This is a genomic window from Massilia sp. TS11, from assembly GCF_022012445.1.
Taxonomy (GTDB): Bacteria; Pseudomonadota; Gammaproteobacteria; order Burkholderiales; family Burkholderiaceae_D; genus Telluria.
The window spans coordinates 514,893-530,676 of the sequence record NZ_JAKLTS010000001.1 but is presented as its reverse complement, the minus strand read 5'-3'; the positions used below and the strand labels follow the sequence as shown (position 1 = coordinate 530,676).

Sequence of the window (15,784 nt, the reverse complement as noted above, 5' to 3'; positions counted from 1 at the left end):
AGATGACGGACAAACGCGCAGCTTCCAAGCTCTGGGCCGGCTTGGCCCTGGTAGTGGTGCTTGGTGCAGCCGCGCTAAGCGTCTGGAAGCGCGCGCACGAACCGGCCGAGCCCCTGCGCGTCATGCCCGCAGGCATGAAAGCCCCGGCCAGCCCCCCTGCCCCGTCGGCCACGGCCAAGGCCCAGCGCCCGCCCGAGAAACCCTATTGGAGCGAGCTGACGGCGGCCCAGAAAAAGGCCCTCGCCCCGCTCGAAAGCGAATGGGACAATATCGGCAGCGTGCGCAAACGCAAATGGCTGGAAATCGCCAACCGATTCGCCCGCATGACCCCGGAAGAGCAGCAACGCGCGCATGAGCGCATGCGCGAGCTGTTCACCCTGACGCCCGAGCAGCGCCGCGCCGTGCGCGAGAATCTGGCCAAGACCGCCAAGACCGATCCCGGCAAGAAGGCCGAGCTGTGGGAGCAATACCAGCAGCTGTCCGACGAGCAGAAAAAGAAACTGGCAGCCGAAGCCGCCTCCAAGAAGCTGGTGGCCAACATCGCCCCGCCGTCCGAGGCCAAGCTCAAGACCGTCGCCCCGATCAAGCAGGCGCCGCCGCCGACCGAGCTCAAGCCGCAGAGCCCCGCACCGGCGAGCGTCCCCGCGCCGACGCCGGCCGTGCAGCCGCCGAGCGGTGCAGCAGCCAGCGAAGCCGCCAGTGCGGCGTCGGCCGCGCCGAGTGTCGCGCCGCCGGCCGCCGCGAGTGCCGCCGCCTCCCAGATCAATGCAAAATAATCCCACGCCCGCCCTGCAGTTTCCCAGCATTGGCCGCCGTCTCATCTGCATGGTGTACGAGAGTTTCCTGCTCACGGCCGTGATGATGCTGGCCGTCGCCGCCTTCCTCATCCTCAGCGGCAACCGCCACAGCCCCCTGCTCGACCATGTGCGCACGCTGTGGGTCTTCCTCGCGGGCGGCGCCTATTTCGTGCACCAATGGCGCGACAGCGGGCACACGCTGGCGATGAAAACCTGGCGCATCAAGCTGGTGCTGCCGGGAGCGGCCAAGCTGCCGTTCAAGGTCGCCTTCGTGCGCTACGTGCTCATCGTCAGCTACTTCCTGCCCGCCCTGCTCGCGTATTCCCTGCTCGACATCCACAGCGGCCGCGTGATGAGCGCCCTGCTGCTGGCCAGCCTGGCCCTGATGCTGCTGGCCCCGCTGTTCACGAAAGACCGCCAATTCCTGCACGACCGCCTGCTCGGCACCTACCTGATCCAGCTCCCCAAGCGCACCAAATAATCCCCATCCGGAACGGTGTCAGGTCCGGCAATCGGACATTTGCGAACCAATGCCTCAAAATTTGGTCGTTCGGCCGCCACGACAAGCTTGCGCCACAAAAGTTCTGTCATGTCCGATTGCCGGACCTGACCCCGCTGGGGGTTACCGCTGGGGGTTAGAACTTTTCGGGGGCGGTGAGGTAGCGCCAGGCGCCGGGATTGAGGCTCGCCATCGGCAGGCGGCCAATGCGGATGCGGCGCTGCGCGCGTACCTTGAGGCCGGCCGCGGCGCACGCGGCTCCCAGCTGTCCGACCTCGGTCTGCTTGAGCACGACGCGCAGGCGCTGCTCGGATTGGCGGCTGGCCTTGAACTTGGGATCGCTGTTCAGGGCGGCGAGGCTGGCCTCGCTCACGGCCTCAGCCAGGTCGATTATGAACTCGTGCTCGATGCGGCTGGCGTCTTCACTCAGCTTGCGGATCACGCGGTAATCCTGGGAATACACGACGAGGCCGCTCGCCTCTGTCTCCAGCGGGGTCAACAATCGCTGCTGCTGCAGGTGCTTGCTCAGAAAGCGGTCTTCGCCCTGCTGCTTGCCAATGTCGATCTGGTCGAGCGCATTGGCGACGCCGGCCGGCTTGTGCCAGAGCAGCGTGACCGGGGGAATCTCCTCGAGCCGCGCACCGGGCTGCAGCTGCACGGCCTGCTCGGGGCGCACGCGCGCGGCCGGCACGTCGACGGTCTGGCCGTCCACCTGCACCCAGCCGCCTTCGATGTACAGCTCGGCCTCGCGCCGCGAACATGGCAGCATGGCGGCCACGCGCTTGGCCAGGCGGATGCCTTCGCCTTCGCTCATGCGGCGAACACGCTGCGGAACACGGCCAGCACGCGCTCGATGTCGGCGCGGCTGACGTTCAGATGGGTGACGATGCGCATATGCGGCGCTACCGAGGCGCGCACCTGGGCCTGCGCGAGCGCGGCGGCCAGGCCGGCGCAGGCCTCGGGCGCCATGTCGACGTAGAGGATATTGGTCTGCGGCTGGCTCAGCTTCAGGCCGGGCAGCTCGGCCAGGCCGTCCGCCAGCAAGGCCGCGTGGGCATGGTCCTCGGCCAGGCGCGCGACATTGTGCTCGAGCGCATACTGGCCGGCTGCGGCCAAAATCCCGGCCTGGCGCATGCCGCCGCCGAGCACCTTGCGCCAGCGTGTGGCCTGCTCGATCAGGGCGCGGCTGCCCAGCAGCACGGAGCCGACCGGCGCGCCCAGGCCTTTCGACAGGCACACGGACACGCTGTCGAAGCCGCGCACCACTTCGCGCAGCGGCACGCCGAGCTTGACGGCGGCATTGCAGATGCGCGCGCCGTCGAGGTGGGTGGCGAGGCCGCACGCATGGGCCAGCGCGGTCGCTTCGGCCGTGTAGGCGAGCGGCAGCACGCGTCCGCCGATGGTGTTTTCCAGGGCCAGCAGGCGGGTGCGCGCGAAATGGTTGTCGAGCGGCTTGATATTCGCCGTGATGTCGGCCAGCGCAATGCTGCCATCGGCCTGATTGTTCAGCGGCTGCGGCTGGATAGAGCCGAGCACGGCCGCGCCGCCGCCTTCGTAGCGGTAGGTATGGGCTTCCTGGCCGACCAGATATTCGTCGCCGCGGCCGCAATGGGCCATCAGGGCGATCAGATTGCTCTGGGTGCCGGAGGCGGCGAACAGGGCCGCCTCGTAGCCGAACAGCTCGGCCGCGTAGTCCTGCAGGCGGTTGACGCTGGGGTCGTCGCCATACACGTCGTCGCCGACTTCGGCTTCATACATGGCCTTGCGCATCGCGGCGCTCGGCAGGGTCACGGTGTCGCTGCGCAGGTCCAGCCAGGAGCTCGTCATCATGGGGTCTCGGAAAGATAGAAACGGTCGCGCATTTCTTCCAGGCCGACGGTGGCGAGCACTTCCTGCAGGCGCTCGCCGGCGCGCCGGCGCGGCAGATTCTTGTAGGTGGCAATGATCAGCTCATTCTTCATCGAATGTTCCCAGCCGACCAGCTCGGTCACGTTGACCTGGTAGCCGTGCGCCTCGAGCTGCAGGCAGCGCAGCACATTGGTCAGCTGGCTGCCGAACTCGCGTGTGTGAATCGGGTGGCGCCACAACTCGGTCAGCACGTTCTTGCCCAGTTCCTGACCCTTATTCTTGCGCAGCACGCTGGCCACTTCGGCCTGGCAGCAGGGCACCAGCACCATGTACTTGGCGCGCTTTTTCAGGGCGAAGTCGATGGCGTCGTCGGTGGCGGTATTGCAGGCATGCAGGGCGGTGACGATGTCGATGCGCTCGGGCAGCTGGGCCGAGCGCGTCGATTCAGACACCGACAGGTTCAGGAAATGCATGTTCGGAAAGCCGAAGCGGGCCGCCAGTTCGGTCGAGCGCGCCACGAGTTCCTCGCGCGTTTCGATGCCGTAGATCTGGCTGCGGGCGTCGAGATTCTTGAAGAACAGGTCGTACAGAATGAAGCCGAGGTAGGACTTGCCGGCCCCATGGTCGACCAGGCTGACGCTGCCCTGCTCATCGAGGCAGGCCTGCAGCAGCGGCTCGATGAACTGGTACAGGTGGTAGACCTGCTTGAGCTTGCGCCGGCTGTCCTGGTTGAGCTTGCCGTCGCGCGTGAGGATATGCAGTTCCTTCAGCAGCTCGACCGACTGGCCGGGCCGCACTTCGGGCGGCAGGGCGGGCGGCTGCGGCTGGGCGGCGGCGCGCTTCATCAGTGGTTTTCTTTGGCGTGGTTGATCGTGTAGCGCGGCAGCTCGACCACCAGGTCTTCGTCGGCGATCACGGCCTGGCAGGACAGGCGCGACACGGCCTCCAGACCCCAGGCGCGGTCGAGCATGTCTTCTTCGGTCTCGCTCGGTTCGTTGAGCGAGTCGAAGCCTTCACGCACGAGCACATGGCAGGTGGTGCAGGCGCACGACTTGTCGCAGGCGTGTTCGATCTCGATGTCATTGTCCAGCAGCGCATCGCAGATGGTTTTGCCGGCCGGGGCCTCGAGCACGGCGCCTTCGGGGCAGAGCTGGGCATGCGGAAGAATAACGATTTGGGGCACAGTAGTTCCTTGTTCTGGGGAAGACGCGGCTCAGACCTCGTCCAGGGCCTTGCCGGCCAATACGGAGCGCACGCTCTTGTCCATGCGGCGCGCGGCGAAGGCTTCGGTGCCCTTGGACAGCGCGACCGAGGCCGCGTGCAGGGCTTCCTTGGCCGGGGTCGGATCGACGCCGGCGTCCGCGCTGGCGGCCACGGCATCGAGCACGGCACGCATCAGCGCGCGGATCTGGGCGCCCTCTTCCGCGCTCAGCAGTTCGCCATCGGCATCCAGGGCCGACTGGGTGGCCAGCAGGATGCGTTCGGCCTCGACCTGTTCCTCGCGCAGCGCGCGCTGCAGCGCGTCGTGCTGGGCCGCGCTGTTCGATTCCTGCAGCATGCGCGCCACGTCCTCATCGGCCAGGCCATACGAGGGCTTGACCGTGATGGCGGCCTCGACGCCCGAGCGCATTTCGCGCGCGGCCACCGACAGCAGGCCATCGGCATCGACCTGGAACGTGATGCGGATGCGCGCGGCGCCGGCCGCCATCGGCGGAATGCCGCGCAGCTCGAAACGGGCCAGCGAGCGGCAATCGCTGACGAGCTCGCGCTCGCCCTGCAGCACGTGCACGGCCAGGGCCGTCTGGCCGTCCTTGAAGGTGGTGAATTCCTGGGCGCGCGCGCACGGAATCGTGGAATTGCGCGGGATGATTTTTTCGACCAGGCCGCCCATGGTTTCGATGCCGAGCGAGAGCGGGGTCACATCGAGCAGCAGCCAGTCGTCGCCGGCGGCGCGGTTGCCGGCCAGCAGATTGGCCTGGATGGCGGCGCCCAGGGCCACCACCTTGTCCGGGTCGATGTTCGCGTGCGGAATGGTCGAGAAGTAGTCGCCCACCGTGCGCCGCACATGCGGCATGCGGGTGGCGCCGCCGACCAGCACCACGCCGTCGACCTCCTCCACCGACACGCCGGCGTCGCGCAGGGCCTTGCGGGTGGCGTTCATGGTCTTGGCGACCAGGTGGCGCGTCATCTCGGCGAACTGCTCGGCCGTCACGCTCACATGCACGAGTTCGCCCGAGCCGAGCACGGCGTCGACCACCGTCACTTCATTGGTCGACAGCAGCTCCTTGGCCTGGCGCGCCTTCACCATCAGGGTCGCCGTGTCCGTTTCGGACAGGGGCGCCAGCTTGGCCTGCTCGCAGATCCAGCAGAACAGGCGGTGGTCGAAGTCGTCGCCGCCGAGGGCCGAATCGCCGCCGGTCGACAGCACTTCGAACACGCCCTTGCTGAGCTTGAGAATCGAGATGTCGAAGGTGCCGCCGCCGAGGTCGTAGACGGCGTAGATGCCTTCCTTGCCGTGGTCGAGGCCGTAGGCGATGGCGGCCGCGGTCGGCTCCGACAGCAGGCGCAGCACATTCAGGCCGGCCAGCTGGGCCGCGTCCTTGGTGGCCTGGCGCTGGGCGTCGTCGAAATAGGCGGGCACGGTGATCACCGCGCCGACCAGTTCGTCACCGAGCGCATCTTCGGCGCGCTGGCGCAAGGTGGCCAGGATTTCGGCCGAGACTTCGACCGGGCTCTTCACGCCGGCGACCGTCTTCAGGCGCACCATGCCGGGGCCGTCGACGAAATCGTAGGGCAGGTTTTCGACGTAGGCGATGTCCTTCAGGCCGCGCCCCATGAAGCGCTTGACCGAGACGATCGTGTTCTTCGGATCGCTGATCTGGGCGGCCTGGGCCTTGTAGCCGATGTTCGCATAGCCGTTCGGCAGATAGCGCACCACCGAGGGCAGCAGCGGCCGCCCGTTCTCGTCGTTCAGCACCTCGGGGATGCTGTTGCGCACGGTGGCGACGAGGGAATTGGTCGTGCCCAGGTCGATGCCCACGGCCAGCCGGTGCTGGTGCGGGGCGGTCGACATGCCCGGTTCGGAAATCTGCAGAAGTGCCATAAATTAGTTGTCCAGCGATTCGAAGGCGTCGCCGATCTCCTCGCCAAATTTATCCAAAAACATCAGGGCGCGCACGCCCGTGGCCGCCGCGCGGAAATCACCGGCGTCGAGCTGGGTTTCGATCTCGGCCAGACGGGCCCGGCGCGCCTGGCGCAGCTGGGCCTCGAGGGCGTCGAGCGTCTCGCCGTCCCTGGCCGCGCGCGCCTCCTCGAGCGCCTCGCGCCACGCCATCTGCTGCATCAGGAAATCGATCGGCATGGACGTGTTCGATTCGATCTCGAGCGGCACGCCATGCAGTTCGCACAGGTAGGCGGCGCGCTTGTGCGGCTGCTTCAGGGTCTGGTAGGCCTCGTTGGCGCGGGTGGCCCACTGCATGGCCACGCGCTGCTCGGCGTCGGACGCGTTCACAAATTTATCCGGGTGCACGCGCGCCTGGATCTCGCGGTAGGCCGCCTCGAGGGCGGCGCTATCGACGGCGAATCTTACCGGCAACTGAAACAGTTCAAAATGGTTCTGCATCAAATTCGGAAGCTTTCGCCGCAGCCGCAGGAATCCTTGACGTTCGGATTATTGAACTTGAAGCCCTCGTTCAGGCCTTCGCGCGCGAAGTCGAGCTCGGTGCCGTCGATGAAGGGCAGGCTCTTCGGATCGACGAACACCTTCACGCCATGCGACTCGAAGACCTGGTCTTCGGCGGCCGCCTCGTCCACGTACTCGAGCTTGTAGGCCATGCCCGAGCAGCCGGTGGTGCGCACGCCGAAGCGCAGGCCGATGCCCTTGCCGCGCCGTTCGATATAGCGCGTCACGTGTTTGGCCGCTTTTTCGGTCAGGGTGATGGCCATGGTTTATGCGCTCGGGTGTTTGGCTTTGTAGTCCTGCACCGCAGCCTTTATCGCGTCTTCGGCCAGGATCGAGCAGTGGATCTTCACCGGCGGCAGGGCCAGTTCTTCGGCGATCTGCGAGTTTTTGATTTCCAGGGCCTGGTCCAGGGTCTTGCCCTTGACCCACTCGGTCACGAGCGAGCTGGAGGCAATGGCCGAACCGCAGCCATAGGTCTTGAATTTGGCGTCTTCGATCTTGCCGTCCGCGCCGACCTTGATCTGCAGCTTCATGACGTCGCCGCAGGCCGGGGCGCCGACCATGCCGGTGCCAACCGAGTCGTCGCCCTTTTCAAACGAGCCGACGTTGCGCGGGTTTTCGTAGTGATCGAGAACTTTGTCCGAGTAAGCCATGATGTAACTCCTTGAATGCGTTTAGTGTGCGGCCCATTGGATCGTGCTGATGTCGATCCCGTCCTTGTACATTTCCCACAGCGGCGACAGTTCGCGCAGCTTGCCGACTTTTTCCTTCATCAGCGCGATCGCGAAGTCGATGTCTTCCTCGGTGGTGAAGCGGCCGATCGTGAAGCGGATCGAGCTGTGCGCCAGTTCGTCGCTGCGGCCCAGGGCGCGCAGCACATACGAGGGCTCCAGGCTGGCCGAGGTGCAGGCCGAGCCCGACGACACGGCGATGCCCTTGACGGCCATGATCAGCGATTCGCCCTCGACGTAGTTGAAGCTGACGTTCAGGTTGTGCGGCACGCGGTGCGCCATGTCGCCGTTGACGTACACCTCTTCGATCTCCATCAGGCCCTTGGCCAGACGGTCGCGCAGCGCGCCGACGCGGGCGATCTCGGCGTCCATCTCTTCCTTGGCGATGCGGAAGGCCTCGCCCATGCCGACGATCTGGTGAGTCGGCAAGGTGCCCGAGCGCAGGCCGCGCTCGTGGCCGCCGCCGTGCATCTGGGCTTCCAGGCGCACGCGCGGCTTGCGCCGCACAAACAGGGCGCCCACGCCTTTCGGGCCGTAAGTCTTGTGGGCGGTAAAGGTCATCAGGTCGGCCTTGGTCTTGGCCAGGTCGATATGCACCTTGCCGGTCGCCTGGGCAGCGTCGCAGTGGAAGATGATGCCTTTGGAACGGCACAGCTCGCCAATGGCGTCGATCGGCTGGATCACGCCGATCTCATTATTGACCAGCATGACGGAGACGATAATGGTGTCCGGGCGCAGCGCTGCTGCGAGCTGCTCGATGCTGATCAGGCCGTTATCCTGCGGCTCCAGATAGGTGGCCTCGAAGCCCTGGCGTTCGAGTTCGCGCACGGTGTCGAGCACGCTCTTGTGCTCGGTCTTGACCGTGATGATGTGCTTGCCCTTGGTCTTGTAGAAGTGGGCGGCGCCTTTCAGGGCCAGGTTATTGCTCTCGGTGGCGCCCGAGGTCCAGATGATTTCGCGCGGGTCGGCATTGACCAGGGCGGCGACCTGGGCGCGCGCCTCTTCCACGGCCTGCTCGGCGGTCCAACCGTACAGGTGGCTGCGCGAGGCCGGGTTGCCAAACTGCTCGCGCAGATAGGGAATCATCTTGTCGGCCACACGCGGATCGACCGGCGTCGTGGCCGAGTAGTCCATGTAGACGGGGAAATGGGGGGCCGTGGCAAACAATTGGTGCTCGACGGCTTTGTCCAGGGGGGCGTTCATCATTACTCCTAACAATCAGGCGCTGGCGGTGCGCGGATGCATCACCACCACATTCTGTTCGGCCATTTTCTTTTTCTGCTGGTCGACCAAGTCCTGCAGCGAGACGGAGTCGAGGTAGTCGACCATCTTTTCGTTGAGCGTGGCCCACAGCTCGTGGGTCATGCAACGGGTGCCGTTGCCGTGCTCGCCGCTGTGGCAGCTTTCCTTGCCGCCGCACTGGGTGGCGTCGAGCGGTTCGTCGACAGCGATGATGATGTCGGCCACCGTCACCTTGTCGGCGCGGCGCGCCAGGCTGTAGCCGCCGCCCGGGCCGCGGATCGATTCGACGATCTCGTGCCGGCGCAGCTTGCCGAACAATTGCTCCAGATAAGACAACGAAATGGATTGCCGCTGGCTAATGCCAGACAGCGTGACCGGCCCTTTGCCCTGGCGCATGGCCAGGTCGATCATGGCCGTGACGGCAAACCGGCCCTTGGTAGTCAGACGCATCGCATCCCCGCTTCAACTTTGGTAAAATATTGCCTTTCGTTCAGCGACAAACTGCCCAGTGAGCAGCCGGAATACCCGGATTAGTTGAACGATTTAGTCAAGTATACCAGTTTCGCGGGGAGTTTGCTGGACACCCCCTGAAATGCTGCTCAGCAGCAGGACAGCCAGGCGAGGCTGGCGGCAATCACCGCCGGATCGCGCAGGATGCGCCGGTGCCCCACCCCTTCCACTTTCTCCAGTCGCGCGCCGGGCCAGGCAGCGGCCAGCATGGCCGATTCCGCGAACGGCACTTCGCGGTCCAGCGGGTCATGCAGCAGCAGGGCCGGATGGCGCAGCCCATGCTGCAGCTGCGCCAGATCCATCACCGCCATGGGCGCGCCCATGTGGCGCTCGAAACGTTGGGCAAAGCGCGCCGTCTGTTCGGGGCCGAGGGCGGCCGCCTGGGCCACCCGCTCGAGCACGCGCCGCACCGAACTCGGGCCGCACAGGTGCACGCTGGTGCGCACCTGCACGCCGTGGGCGAACGCATACAGGGCCGCCGCCGAGCCGAGCGAATGGCCGAGCAGCGCATCGAGCGGCCCGAGCGCCGCCGCCACCGCCGCCAGCGCCTGGCCCCAGGCCAGGATATGGGTCTGGCTGCCCGCCGAGTCGCCGTGGGCCGGGCCGTCATGGGCCAGCACTTCGTAACCGGCGTCCAGCAGCGGAGCGATGAAGGCGCCCCAGTGCGCAGCCCGGCTTTCCCAGCCATGCACGAGCAGCAGACGGCGCCCGTTCGGCTGCGCGGGCCGCCAGCGCCAGGCCACGATGCCCGGCACCGGCGTCAGGCGCTCGGCGCGCGCCAGCAGCGCGCGTTCGGCCTCCTCATAGGGCAAGGCGCGCGGCGTGACGAACTGGTGGAATACCTGCTCGAGCCGATCCTGATGCATGACACCTCCCCTCACAGCGCGGCCAGCACGGTGGCGATGCCCTGGCCGCCGCCGATGCACTGGGTGGCCAGCGCATAGCGGCCTTTCTCGCGCGCCAGCAGGGCCGCCGCCTTGCCCGTGATGCGCGCGCCGCTGGCGCCGAGCGGGTGGCCGAGAGCCAGGGCGCCGCCATCGAGGTTGACCTTGGCCGGGTCGAGACCCAGCTCGCGCATGCAGGCCAGGGCCTGGGAGGCAAAGGCTTCGTTGATCTCCACCACGTCCAGCTCGTCCACGCTGAGACCGGCGCGGTCGAGTGCCTTGCGCGTGGCCGGCACCGGCCCCATGCCCATATAGGCCGGGTCCAGCCCGATGGTGGCCACGGCGCGGATGCGCGCCAGCGGCAGCAGGCGGTGGCGCAGAGCGAAGGCTTCGCTGGTCACCAGCACCACGGCGGCGCCGTCGGTCAGCGGCGAGGAAGTGCCCGCCGTCACCACACCGTCCGGACGGAAGGCCGGGCGCAGGCTGGCCAGGGCCTCGAGCGAGGTGGTGGGCCGGATGCAGCCATCGGCGCGCACCAGCTCGCCGCCAGCGAGTTCGACCGGCACGATTTCCGCGTTCAGCTTGCCGGCCTCGCGCGCGGCGGCGGCCTTGCGGTGCGAGGCCACGGCCAGCGCCTCCTGATCGGCGCGGCTGATCTGGTAGCGCGCCGCCACGTTCTCGGCCGTCTCGCCCATGGCGATGTAGGCGTCGGTCTTTTCGTACAGCACCGGATGCGGCGAAAAATTGAAGCCGCCCTGGGGCACCATCGTCATCGATTCGACGCCGATGCACAGATAGGCCTCGCCCAGGCCCGCCTCGATCTGGGCGGCGGCAATGTGGATGGCCGACATCGACGAGCCGCAAAAGCGGTTGATCGTCATGCCGCCCAGGGCTTCCGGCAGGCCGGCCAGCAGGCCGACGATGCGCGCCAAGTTATTGCCCTGGGCCGCCTCGGGATAGGCGCAGCCGAGCAGGATGTCATCGAGGTAGGCCGGGTCGAGCCCGGTACGGCGCAGCAGGCCGGTCACGGCCGTGGCGGCCAGGTCGTCCGGCCGTTCGGTGGCCAGCGCCCCCTTGCGGGCGAAATGGAAAGGGGTGCGGGCATAGGCAGCGATCAGGGCTTTCATGGGGCGACTCCATACATTATGGTCGTAATGTTTAATATATTATGACCGTAATTTTTAAAGTCAAGCGGATTCTGCTGCACTGCACCGCGTCCGAATTGGCCCAACAGAAACACTCTGATCAAAAAACCAAGCTCGCCGCACACGGTTTGAAAATTGCCTTTACAATCCGCCTGGGCATTTTCATGCATGAGGATCTTGTGAGCGCACCCGACCTGAACAAGCTTTCCATCGACCGCAACGCCAAGGCCAATGACGCCTTGCAGCAACGCCGCCGCAAGCAGCGTGTGCGTCGCGCCATCATCGCCGTCGTGATCCTTGGCGCGCTCGGCGCCCTGGGCGCGCGCCAGGCCATGAACAGCAAACCGGCCGTCGAGGTGGCAACCGCCTCGGCCGCCTACCCGTCCCAGAGCTACACCCTGCTCAATGCCACCGGCTACGTCACGGCCCAGCGCAAGGCGGCGATTTCGTCCAAGGCGACCGGCCGTCTCGAATGGCTGGGCGTGCTAGAAGGCTCGCACGTGAAGGCCAATGAAGTCATCGCCCGCCTTGAGAACCGCGATGTCAGCGCTCAGCTGGGCCAGGCCCAGGCGGCCGTGAAGGTGGCCCAGGCCAATCTCGAACAGGCCCAGGCCGAACAAGGCGATGCCGAGCAGGCCTACCGCCGCGCGACCGAACTGCAGAGCCAGAAATTCATCGCCGCCTCCAGCGTCGACAGTGCGCTGGCGCGCCTGAACAAGGCCAAGGCCGCCGTCAGCGGCGCGCGCGCCCAGATCGCCGCGGCCCAGGCCCAGGTGCAGGCGGCCCAGGTGGCGCTCGACCAGACCCAGATCCGCGCGCCCTTCGAAGGCGTGATCCTGACCAAGAGCGCCAATGTGGGCGACAACATCACGCCCTTCTCCTCGGCCGCCGACTCCAAGGGCGCCGTGGTGACCATGGCCGACATGAGCACGCTCGAAGTCGAGGCCGACGTGTCCGAATCCAACCTGGCCAAGATCGCCGTCGACCAGCCGGCCGAGATCACGCTCGACGCCTTCCCCGAGCTGCACCTGGCCGGCACCGTCTCGCGCATGGTGCCGACGGTCGACCGCAGCAAGGCCACGCTGCTGGTGAAAGTCAAATTCAGCGACCGCGACCCACGCGTGCTGCCCGATATGTCGGCCAAGGTGGCCTTCCTCGCGCACCCGGTGCCGGCCGCCGACCGCCAGCCGGTGATCGCCGCCCAGCAGGCCGTGCTGGCCAAGCGCGGCGGGCGCGACGTGGTATTCGTGATGAAGGACGACAAGCTCAAGGAAACCCCGGTGACGACCGGCCGCCGCATCGGCGAACTGGTGGAACTGAAGGGCGTGCGCGCCGGCGACAAACTGGTGCTCAATCCGGGCGAGAAACTGGCCGATGGCATGGCCGTGCAGCTGGCCAAGAAATAAGATGACGCCCCTCGTCGAAATCGAACACCTGGCCAAGTCCTATCAGCGCGGCGGCCAGGTGGTGCCGGTGCTGACCGACATCACCCTGAACATCGGGCGCGGCGACTTTACCGCCCTGATGGGTCCGTCGGGCTCGGGCAAGAGCACCCTGCTCAACCTGATCGCCGGCATCGACAAGCCCGACAGCGGCGTGCTGCGCGTGGACGGTCTCGACATCGCCAGCCTGAGCGAGTCCGAACTGGCCGGCTGGCGCGCCAGCCACATCGGCTTCATCTTCCAGTTCTACAACCTGATGCCGGTGCTGACGGCCTTTGAAAACGTCGAACTGCCCCTGCTGCTGACCAACCTCAGCCGCAAGGAGCGCCACGAGCGCGTCGCCATGACGCTTGCCATGGTCAATCTGTCGGACCGCATGGACCACACGCCGAACGAACTCTCGGGCGGCCAGCAGCAGCGCGTGGCGATCGCGCGCGCCATCGTCACCGACCCGGCCCTGATCGTGGCCGACGAACCCACGGGCGACCTCGACCGCACTGCCGCGGCCGATGTGCTGGCCCTGATGCAGCGCCTGAACAGCGAACTGGGCAAGACCATCATCATGGTCACCCACGACGCCCATGCGGCGGCCCAGGCGCGCACCACCGTGCACCTGGAAAAAGGGGAACTCAAGGCAGGCTGACCCATGTACGCCCTCAAGCTCATCGTCAAGAACGCGCTGCGCCACAAGCTGCGCACCGGCCTCACGGTGCTCGGCCTGGTGGTGGCCGTGCTGGCCTTCGGCCTGCTGCAGACGGTGATCGGCGCCTGGTATGCCGGTTCGGAAGCGGCCTCGGCCACGACCCTGGTGACGCGCAATGCCACCTCGCTGGTGTTCCCGCTGCCGATCTCGTATGGCCCCAAGATCCGCGCGATCGAGGGGGTGACCGGCGTCGGCTATGCCAACTGGTTCGGCGGCATCTACCAGGACCCGAAGAATTTCTTCCCCCAGTTCGCGATTTCGGGCCAGAGCTATCTCGACCTCTACCCCGACTACCTGATGCCCGACGAGCAGCGCACCGCCTTCCTGCGCGACCGCAAGGGCTGCATCGTCGGCCGCAAGCTGGCCGAGCAGTACGGCTTCAAGATCGGCGACACCATCCCGCTGCGCGGCACCATCTTCCCCGGCACCTGGACCTTCACCGTGCGCGCCATCTACGACGGCCGCAAGGACATCACCAACACCACCCAGATGTTCGTGCACTGGGACTACATCAACGAGGTGCTGCTGCGCAGCGCGCCGCGCCGCGCCAACCAGACCGGGGTGTTCGTCGTCCAGATCAAACGGCCCGAGCTGACGGCCCAGATCGCGGCCGACATCGACCGCACGTTCAAGAACTCGCTGGCCGAGACCCTGACCGAGACCGAGAAGGCCTTCCAGCTGTCCTTCGTCGAAATGTCGGACGCCATCGTCGCCGCCGTGCGCCTCGTGTCCTTCGTGGTGATCCTGATCATCATGGCGGTGATGGCCAACACCATGGCCATGAGCGCGCGCGAGCGCCTGAGCGAATACGCGACCCTCAAGGCGCTCGGCTTCGGCCCCGGCTTTCTGGTGCAGATGATCGTCGGCGAATCGCTGCTGCTGGCGCTGGTCGGCGCCGGGCTCGGCATCGCCCTGCTGTATCCGACCGCGGCCGGCTTCGCGGCCAAGATGGGCACCCTGTTCCCGACCTTCACGATCGCGCCCGACACCGTGCTCATGCAGATCGGCGCGGCCCTGGCGATCGGCCTGGTGGCCGCCATCGCCCCGACCATCCGCGCGCTGCGCGTCAACATCGTCGAAGGCCTGAGGCATATCGGATGAAGCTGCCACTGTCCTATATCGCCCGCAATCTGTGGGCGCGCCGCCTGACCACCGTGCTCACGGCCGCCGGCCTGGCCCTGGTGGTGTTCGTGTTCGCCACCGTGCTGATGCTGGACGAAGGCCTGCGCACGACCATGGTCACCACGGGCGAGTACGACAATGCCGTCATCATCCGCCGCTCGTCCGAGACCGAGATTCAAAGCAGCGTCGCGCGCAACCAGGCCGACGTGATCATCACCCACCCGGCCGTGGCCCTGGGCCCGGACGGCCAGCCGATCGCCTCCAAGGAAACGGTGGTGCTGATCTCGATGCTCAAGCGCGACACCGGCAAGCCCTCGAACGTGATCATCCGTGGCGTCGGCACGCTGGCGCCCGTGCTGCGGCCGCAGATCAAGCTGACGGCCGGGCGCATGTTCAAGCCGGGCGCGTCCGAGATCGTGATCGGCAACAGCATTCTGCGCGGCTTCCAGGGCACCAATATCGGCGACCGCGTGCGCTTCGCCCAGCGCGACTGGACCGTGGTCGGCACCTTCGACGCCGGCAACAGCGGTTTCGATTCCGAGATCTGGGGCGACGTCGACCAGCTGATGCAGGCCTTCCGACGCCCCGTGTTCTCCTCGATGGTGGTCAAGCTGCGCGACAGCGGCGCCTTCGACGGCTTCAAGAAAGACCTCGAGGCCGACCCGCGCCTGACCATCGAAGCCAAGCGCGAGCAGACTTTCTATTCGGACCAGACCAAGGCCCTGTCCACCTTCATCAACATCCTCGGCATCACGCTGTCGGCGATTTTCTCGATCGGCGCCATGATCGGCGCGACCATCACCATGTATGCCTCGGTGGCCAACCGCGTGGGCGAGATCGGCACGCTGCGCGCGCTCGGTTTCCAGCGGCGCAGCATCCTGGCCGCCTTTCTGACCGAGTCGCTGCTGCTGGCCATGGTCGGCGGCGCGTTCGGGCTGGCCTGCGCCTCGCTGATGCAGCTGCTGAGTTTTTCGACGACCAATTTCCAGTCCTTCTCCGAGCTGGCCTTCGGCTTCCGCCTGACGGCCGGCGTGGTCATCAAGTCCCTGCTGTTCGCGCTGATCATGGGCTTCCTCGGCGGCTTCCTGCCCGCCCTGCGCGCGGCGCGGATGCAGATTGTCGAGGCCTTGCGGGCCGCCTGAGCACAGACTCAAACCGATGTGATACATTCTTCAGGAT

General features: G+C 66.5%; 18 protein-coding genes. 6 read left to right on the top strand and 12 right to left on the bottom strand.

Annotated features, from left to right (window positions below):
* The first annotated feature begins 2 nt into the window (after positions 1-2).
* Complete coding sequence (locus LZ005_RS02445) at positions 3-776, top strand: DUF3106 domain-containing protein (RefSeq protein ID WP_237804321.1); 774 nt, start codon at positions 3-5, stop codon at positions 774-776.
* Positions 766-1,278 carry an RDD family protein gene (locus LZ005_RS02440; RefSeq protein WP_237804319.1) on the top strand — a complete coding sequence of 171 codons (513 nt, stop codon included), beginning with the start codon at positions 766-768 and terminating at the stop codon, positions 1,276-1,278. Before LZ005_RS02445 ends, LZ005_RS02440 begins: the two co-directional genes overlap by 11 nt.
* Positions 1,279-1,432: 154 nt before the next feature.
* Here the strand turns inward: LZ005_RS02440 and LZ005_RS02435 are convergent, their stop codons facing one another.
* The 12 genes from LZ005_RS02435 to LZ005_RS02380 all read right to left on the bottom strand — a co-directional run bounded on the left by LZ005_RS02435 (position 1,433) and on the right by LZ005_RS02380 (position 11,320).
* Complete coding sequence (locus LZ005_RS02435) at positions 1,433-2,110, bottom strand: RNA pseudouridine synthase (protein WP_237804317.1); 678 nt, start codon at positions 2,108-2,110, stop codon at positions 1,433-1,435.
* Entirely contained in the window at positions 2,107-3,123 is a 1,017-nt protein-coding gene (gene ltaE / locus LZ005_RS02430) for a low-specificity L-threonine aldolase (RefSeq protein WP_373889295.1), read from the bottom strand. The genes LZ005_RS02435 and ltaE overlap by 4 nt, the downstream gene beginning before the upstream one ends.
* On the bottom strand, positions 3,123-3,989 hold the full coding sequence (locus tag LZ005_RS02425) for an SAM-dependent methyltransferase (protein ID WP_237804312.1): 867 nt from the start codon (positions 3,987-3,989) through the stop codon (positions 3,123-3,125). The genes ltaE and LZ005_RS02425 overlap by 1 nt, the downstream gene beginning before the upstream one ends.
* On the bottom strand, positions 3,989-4,327 hold the full coding sequence (gene fdx / locus LZ005_RS02420) for an ISC system 2Fe-2S type ferredoxin (RefSeq protein ID WP_237804310.1): 339 nt from the start codon (positions 4,325-4,327) through the stop codon (positions 3,989-3,991). Before fdx ends, LZ005_RS02425 begins: the two co-directional genes overlap by 1 nt.
* Before the next feature lie 30 nt (positions 4,328-4,357).
* Positions 4,358-6,247 carry a Fe-S protein assembly chaperone HscA gene (gene hscA / locus LZ005_RS02415; protein WP_237804308.1) on the bottom strand — a complete coding sequence of 630 codons (1,890 nt, stop codon included), beginning with the start codon at positions 6,245-6,247 and terminating at the stop codon, positions 4,358-4,360.
* A gap of 3 nt (positions 6,248-6,250) precedes the next feature.
* Positions 6,251-6,766 carry a Fe-S protein assembly co-chaperone HscB gene (gene hscB / locus LZ005_RS02410; protein ID WP_237804306.1) on the bottom strand — a complete coding sequence of 172 codons (516 nt, stop codon included), beginning with the start codon at positions 6,764-6,766 and terminating at the stop codon, positions 6,251-6,253.
* Positions 6,766-7,089 (bottom strand): iron-sulfur cluster assembly protein IscA, encoded by a 324-nt coding sequence (gene iscA, locus LZ005_RS02405; protein WP_237804303.1) that lies wholly within the window; start codon positions 7,087-7,089, stop codon positions 6,766-6,768. The genes hscB and iscA overlap by 1 nt, the downstream gene beginning before the upstream one ends.
* 3 nt (positions 7,090-7,092) lie before the next feature.
* Positions 7,093-7,479, bottom strand: a complete 387-nt coding sequence (gene iscU / locus LZ005_RS02400) for a Fe-S cluster assembly scaffold IscU (protein WP_237804302.1) — start codon at positions 7,477-7,479, stop codon at positions 7,093-7,095.
* 21 nt (positions 7,480-7,500) lie between these two features.
* Positions 7,501-8,760: an IscS subfamily cysteine desulfurase gene (locus LZ005_RS02395; protein WP_237804300.1), complete on the bottom strand. Its 1,260-nt coding sequence runs from the start codon at positions 8,758-8,760 to the stop codon at positions 7,501-7,503.
* Between the two features lie 15 nt (positions 8,761-8,775).
* Positions 8,776-9,249, bottom strand: coding sequence for a Fe-S cluster assembly transcriptional regulator IscR (gene iscR / locus LZ005_RS02390; RefSeq protein ID WP_237804298.1), 474 nt, complete (start codon positions 9,247-9,249; stop codon positions 8,776-8,778).
* A 149-nt stretch (positions 9,250-9,398) separates the two neighbouring features.
* Positions 9,399-10,175 carry an alpha/beta hydrolase gene (locus LZ005_RS02385; RefSeq protein WP_237804296.1) on the bottom strand — a complete coding sequence of 259 codons (777 nt, stop codon included), beginning with the start codon at positions 10,173-10,175 and terminating at the stop codon, positions 9,399-9,401.
* 11 nt (positions 10,176-10,186) lie between these two features.
* Complete coding sequence (locus LZ005_RS02380) at positions 10,187-11,320, bottom strand: thiolase family protein (protein ID WP_237804294.1); 1,134 nt, start codon at positions 11,318-11,320, stop codon at positions 10,187-10,189.
* Positions 11,321-11,517: 197 nt separating this feature from the next.
* Here LZ005_RS02380 and LZ005_RS02375 point away from each other — a divergent pair, with 197 nt between their 5' ends.
* From LZ005_RS02375 to LZ005_RS02360, 4 genes are read left to right on the top strand one after another with little or no spacing between them, the layout of a single operon-like run.
* Positions 11,518-12,744 carry an efflux RND transporter periplasmic adaptor subunit gene (locus tag LZ005_RS02375; protein ID WP_237804292.1) on the top strand — a complete coding sequence of 409 codons (1,227 nt, stop codon included), beginning with the start codon at positions 11,518-11,520 and terminating at the stop codon, positions 12,742-12,744.
* A 1-nt stretch (position 12,745) separates the two neighbouring features.
* Entirely contained in the window at positions 12,746-13,423 is a 678-nt protein-coding gene (locus LZ005_RS02370; RefSeq protein WP_237804290.1) for an ABC transporter ATP-binding protein, read from the top strand.
* A gap of 3 nt (positions 13,424-13,426) precedes the next feature.
* Complete coding sequence (locus LZ005_RS02365; RefSeq protein ID WP_237804288.1) at positions 13,427-14,584, top strand: FtsX-like permease family protein; 1,158 nt, start codon at positions 13,427-13,429, stop codon at positions 14,582-14,584.
* On the top strand, positions 14,581-15,747 hold the full coding sequence (locus LZ005_RS02360; protein ID WP_237804286.1) for an ABC transporter permease: 1,167 nt from the start codon (positions 14,581-14,583) through the stop codon (positions 15,745-15,747). The genes LZ005_RS02365 and LZ005_RS02360 overlap by 4 nt, the downstream gene beginning before the upstream one ends.
* Positions 15,748-15,784: the final 37 nt, after the last annotated feature.

What these genes read in the sequence shown, in the direction of transcription:
- LZ005_RS02360 (WP_237804286.1), top strand. Translation starts at nt 14,581, where the DNA reads ATGAAGCTGCCACTGTCCTATATCGCCCGCAATCTGTGGGCGCGCCGC.
- iscR (WP_237804298.1), bottom strand. Translation starts at nt 9,249, where the DNA reads ATGCGTCTGACTACCAAGGGCCGGTTTGCCGTCACGGCCATGATCGAC.
- hscA (WP_237804308.1), bottom strand. Translation starts at nt 6,247, where the DNA reads ATGGCACTTCTGCAGATTTCCGAACCGGGCATGTCGACCGCCCCGCAC.
- ltaE (WP_373889295.1), bottom strand. Translation starts at nt 3,123, where the DNA reads ATGACGAGCTCCTGGCTGGACCTGCGCAGCGACACCGTGACCCTGCCG.
- LZ005_RS02380 (WP_237804294.1), bottom strand. Translation starts at nt 11,320, where the DNA reads ATGAAAGCCCTGATCGCTGCCTATGCCCGCACCCCTTTCCATTTCGCC.
- LZ005_RS02425 (WP_237804312.1), bottom strand. Translation starts at nt 3,989, where the DNA reads ATGAAGCGCGCCGCCGCCCAGCCGCAGCCGCCCGCCCTGCCGCCCGAA.
- iscA (WP_237804303.1), bottom strand. Translation starts at nt 7,089, where the DNA reads ATGGCCATCACCCTGACCGAAAAAGCGGCCAAACACGTGACGCGCTAT.
- LZ005_RS02445 (WP_237804321.1), top strand. Translation starts at nt 3, where the DNA reads ATGACGGACAAACGCGCAGCTTCCAAGCTCTGGGCCGGCTTGGCCCTG.
- LZ005_RS02370 (WP_237804290.1), top strand. Translation starts at nt 12,746, where the DNA reads ATGACGCCCCTCGTCGAAATCGAACACCTGGCCAAGTCCTATCAGCGC.
- hscB (WP_237804306.1), bottom strand. Translation starts at nt 6,766, where the DNA reads ATGCAGAACCATTTTGAACTGTTTCAGTTGCCGGTAAGATTCGCCGTC.
- LZ005_RS02365 (WP_237804288.1), top strand. Translation starts at nt 13,427, where the DNA reads ATGTACGCCCTCAAGCTCATCGTCAAGAACGCGCTGCGCCACAAGCTG.
- LZ005_RS02435 (WP_237804317.1), bottom strand. Translation starts at nt 2,110, where the DNA reads ATGAGCGAAGGCGAAGGCATCCGCCTGGCCAAGCGCGTGGCCGCCATG.
- iscU (WP_237804302.1), bottom strand. Translation starts at nt 7,479, where the DNA reads ATGGCTTACTCGGACAAAGTTCTCGATCACTACGAAAACCCGCGCAAC.
- LZ005_RS02385 (WP_237804296.1), bottom strand. Translation starts at nt 10,175, where the DNA reads ATGCATCAGGATCGGCTCGAGCAGGTATTCCACCAGTTCGTCACGCCG.
- LZ005_RS02395 (WP_237804300.1), bottom strand. Translation starts at nt 8,760, where the DNA reads ATGAACGCCCCCCTGGACAAAGCCGTCGAGCACCAATTGTTTGCCACG.
- LZ005_RS02440 (WP_237804319.1), top strand. Translation starts at nt 766, where the DNA reads ATGCAAAATAATCCCACGCCCGCCCTGCAGTTTCCCAGCATTGGCCGC.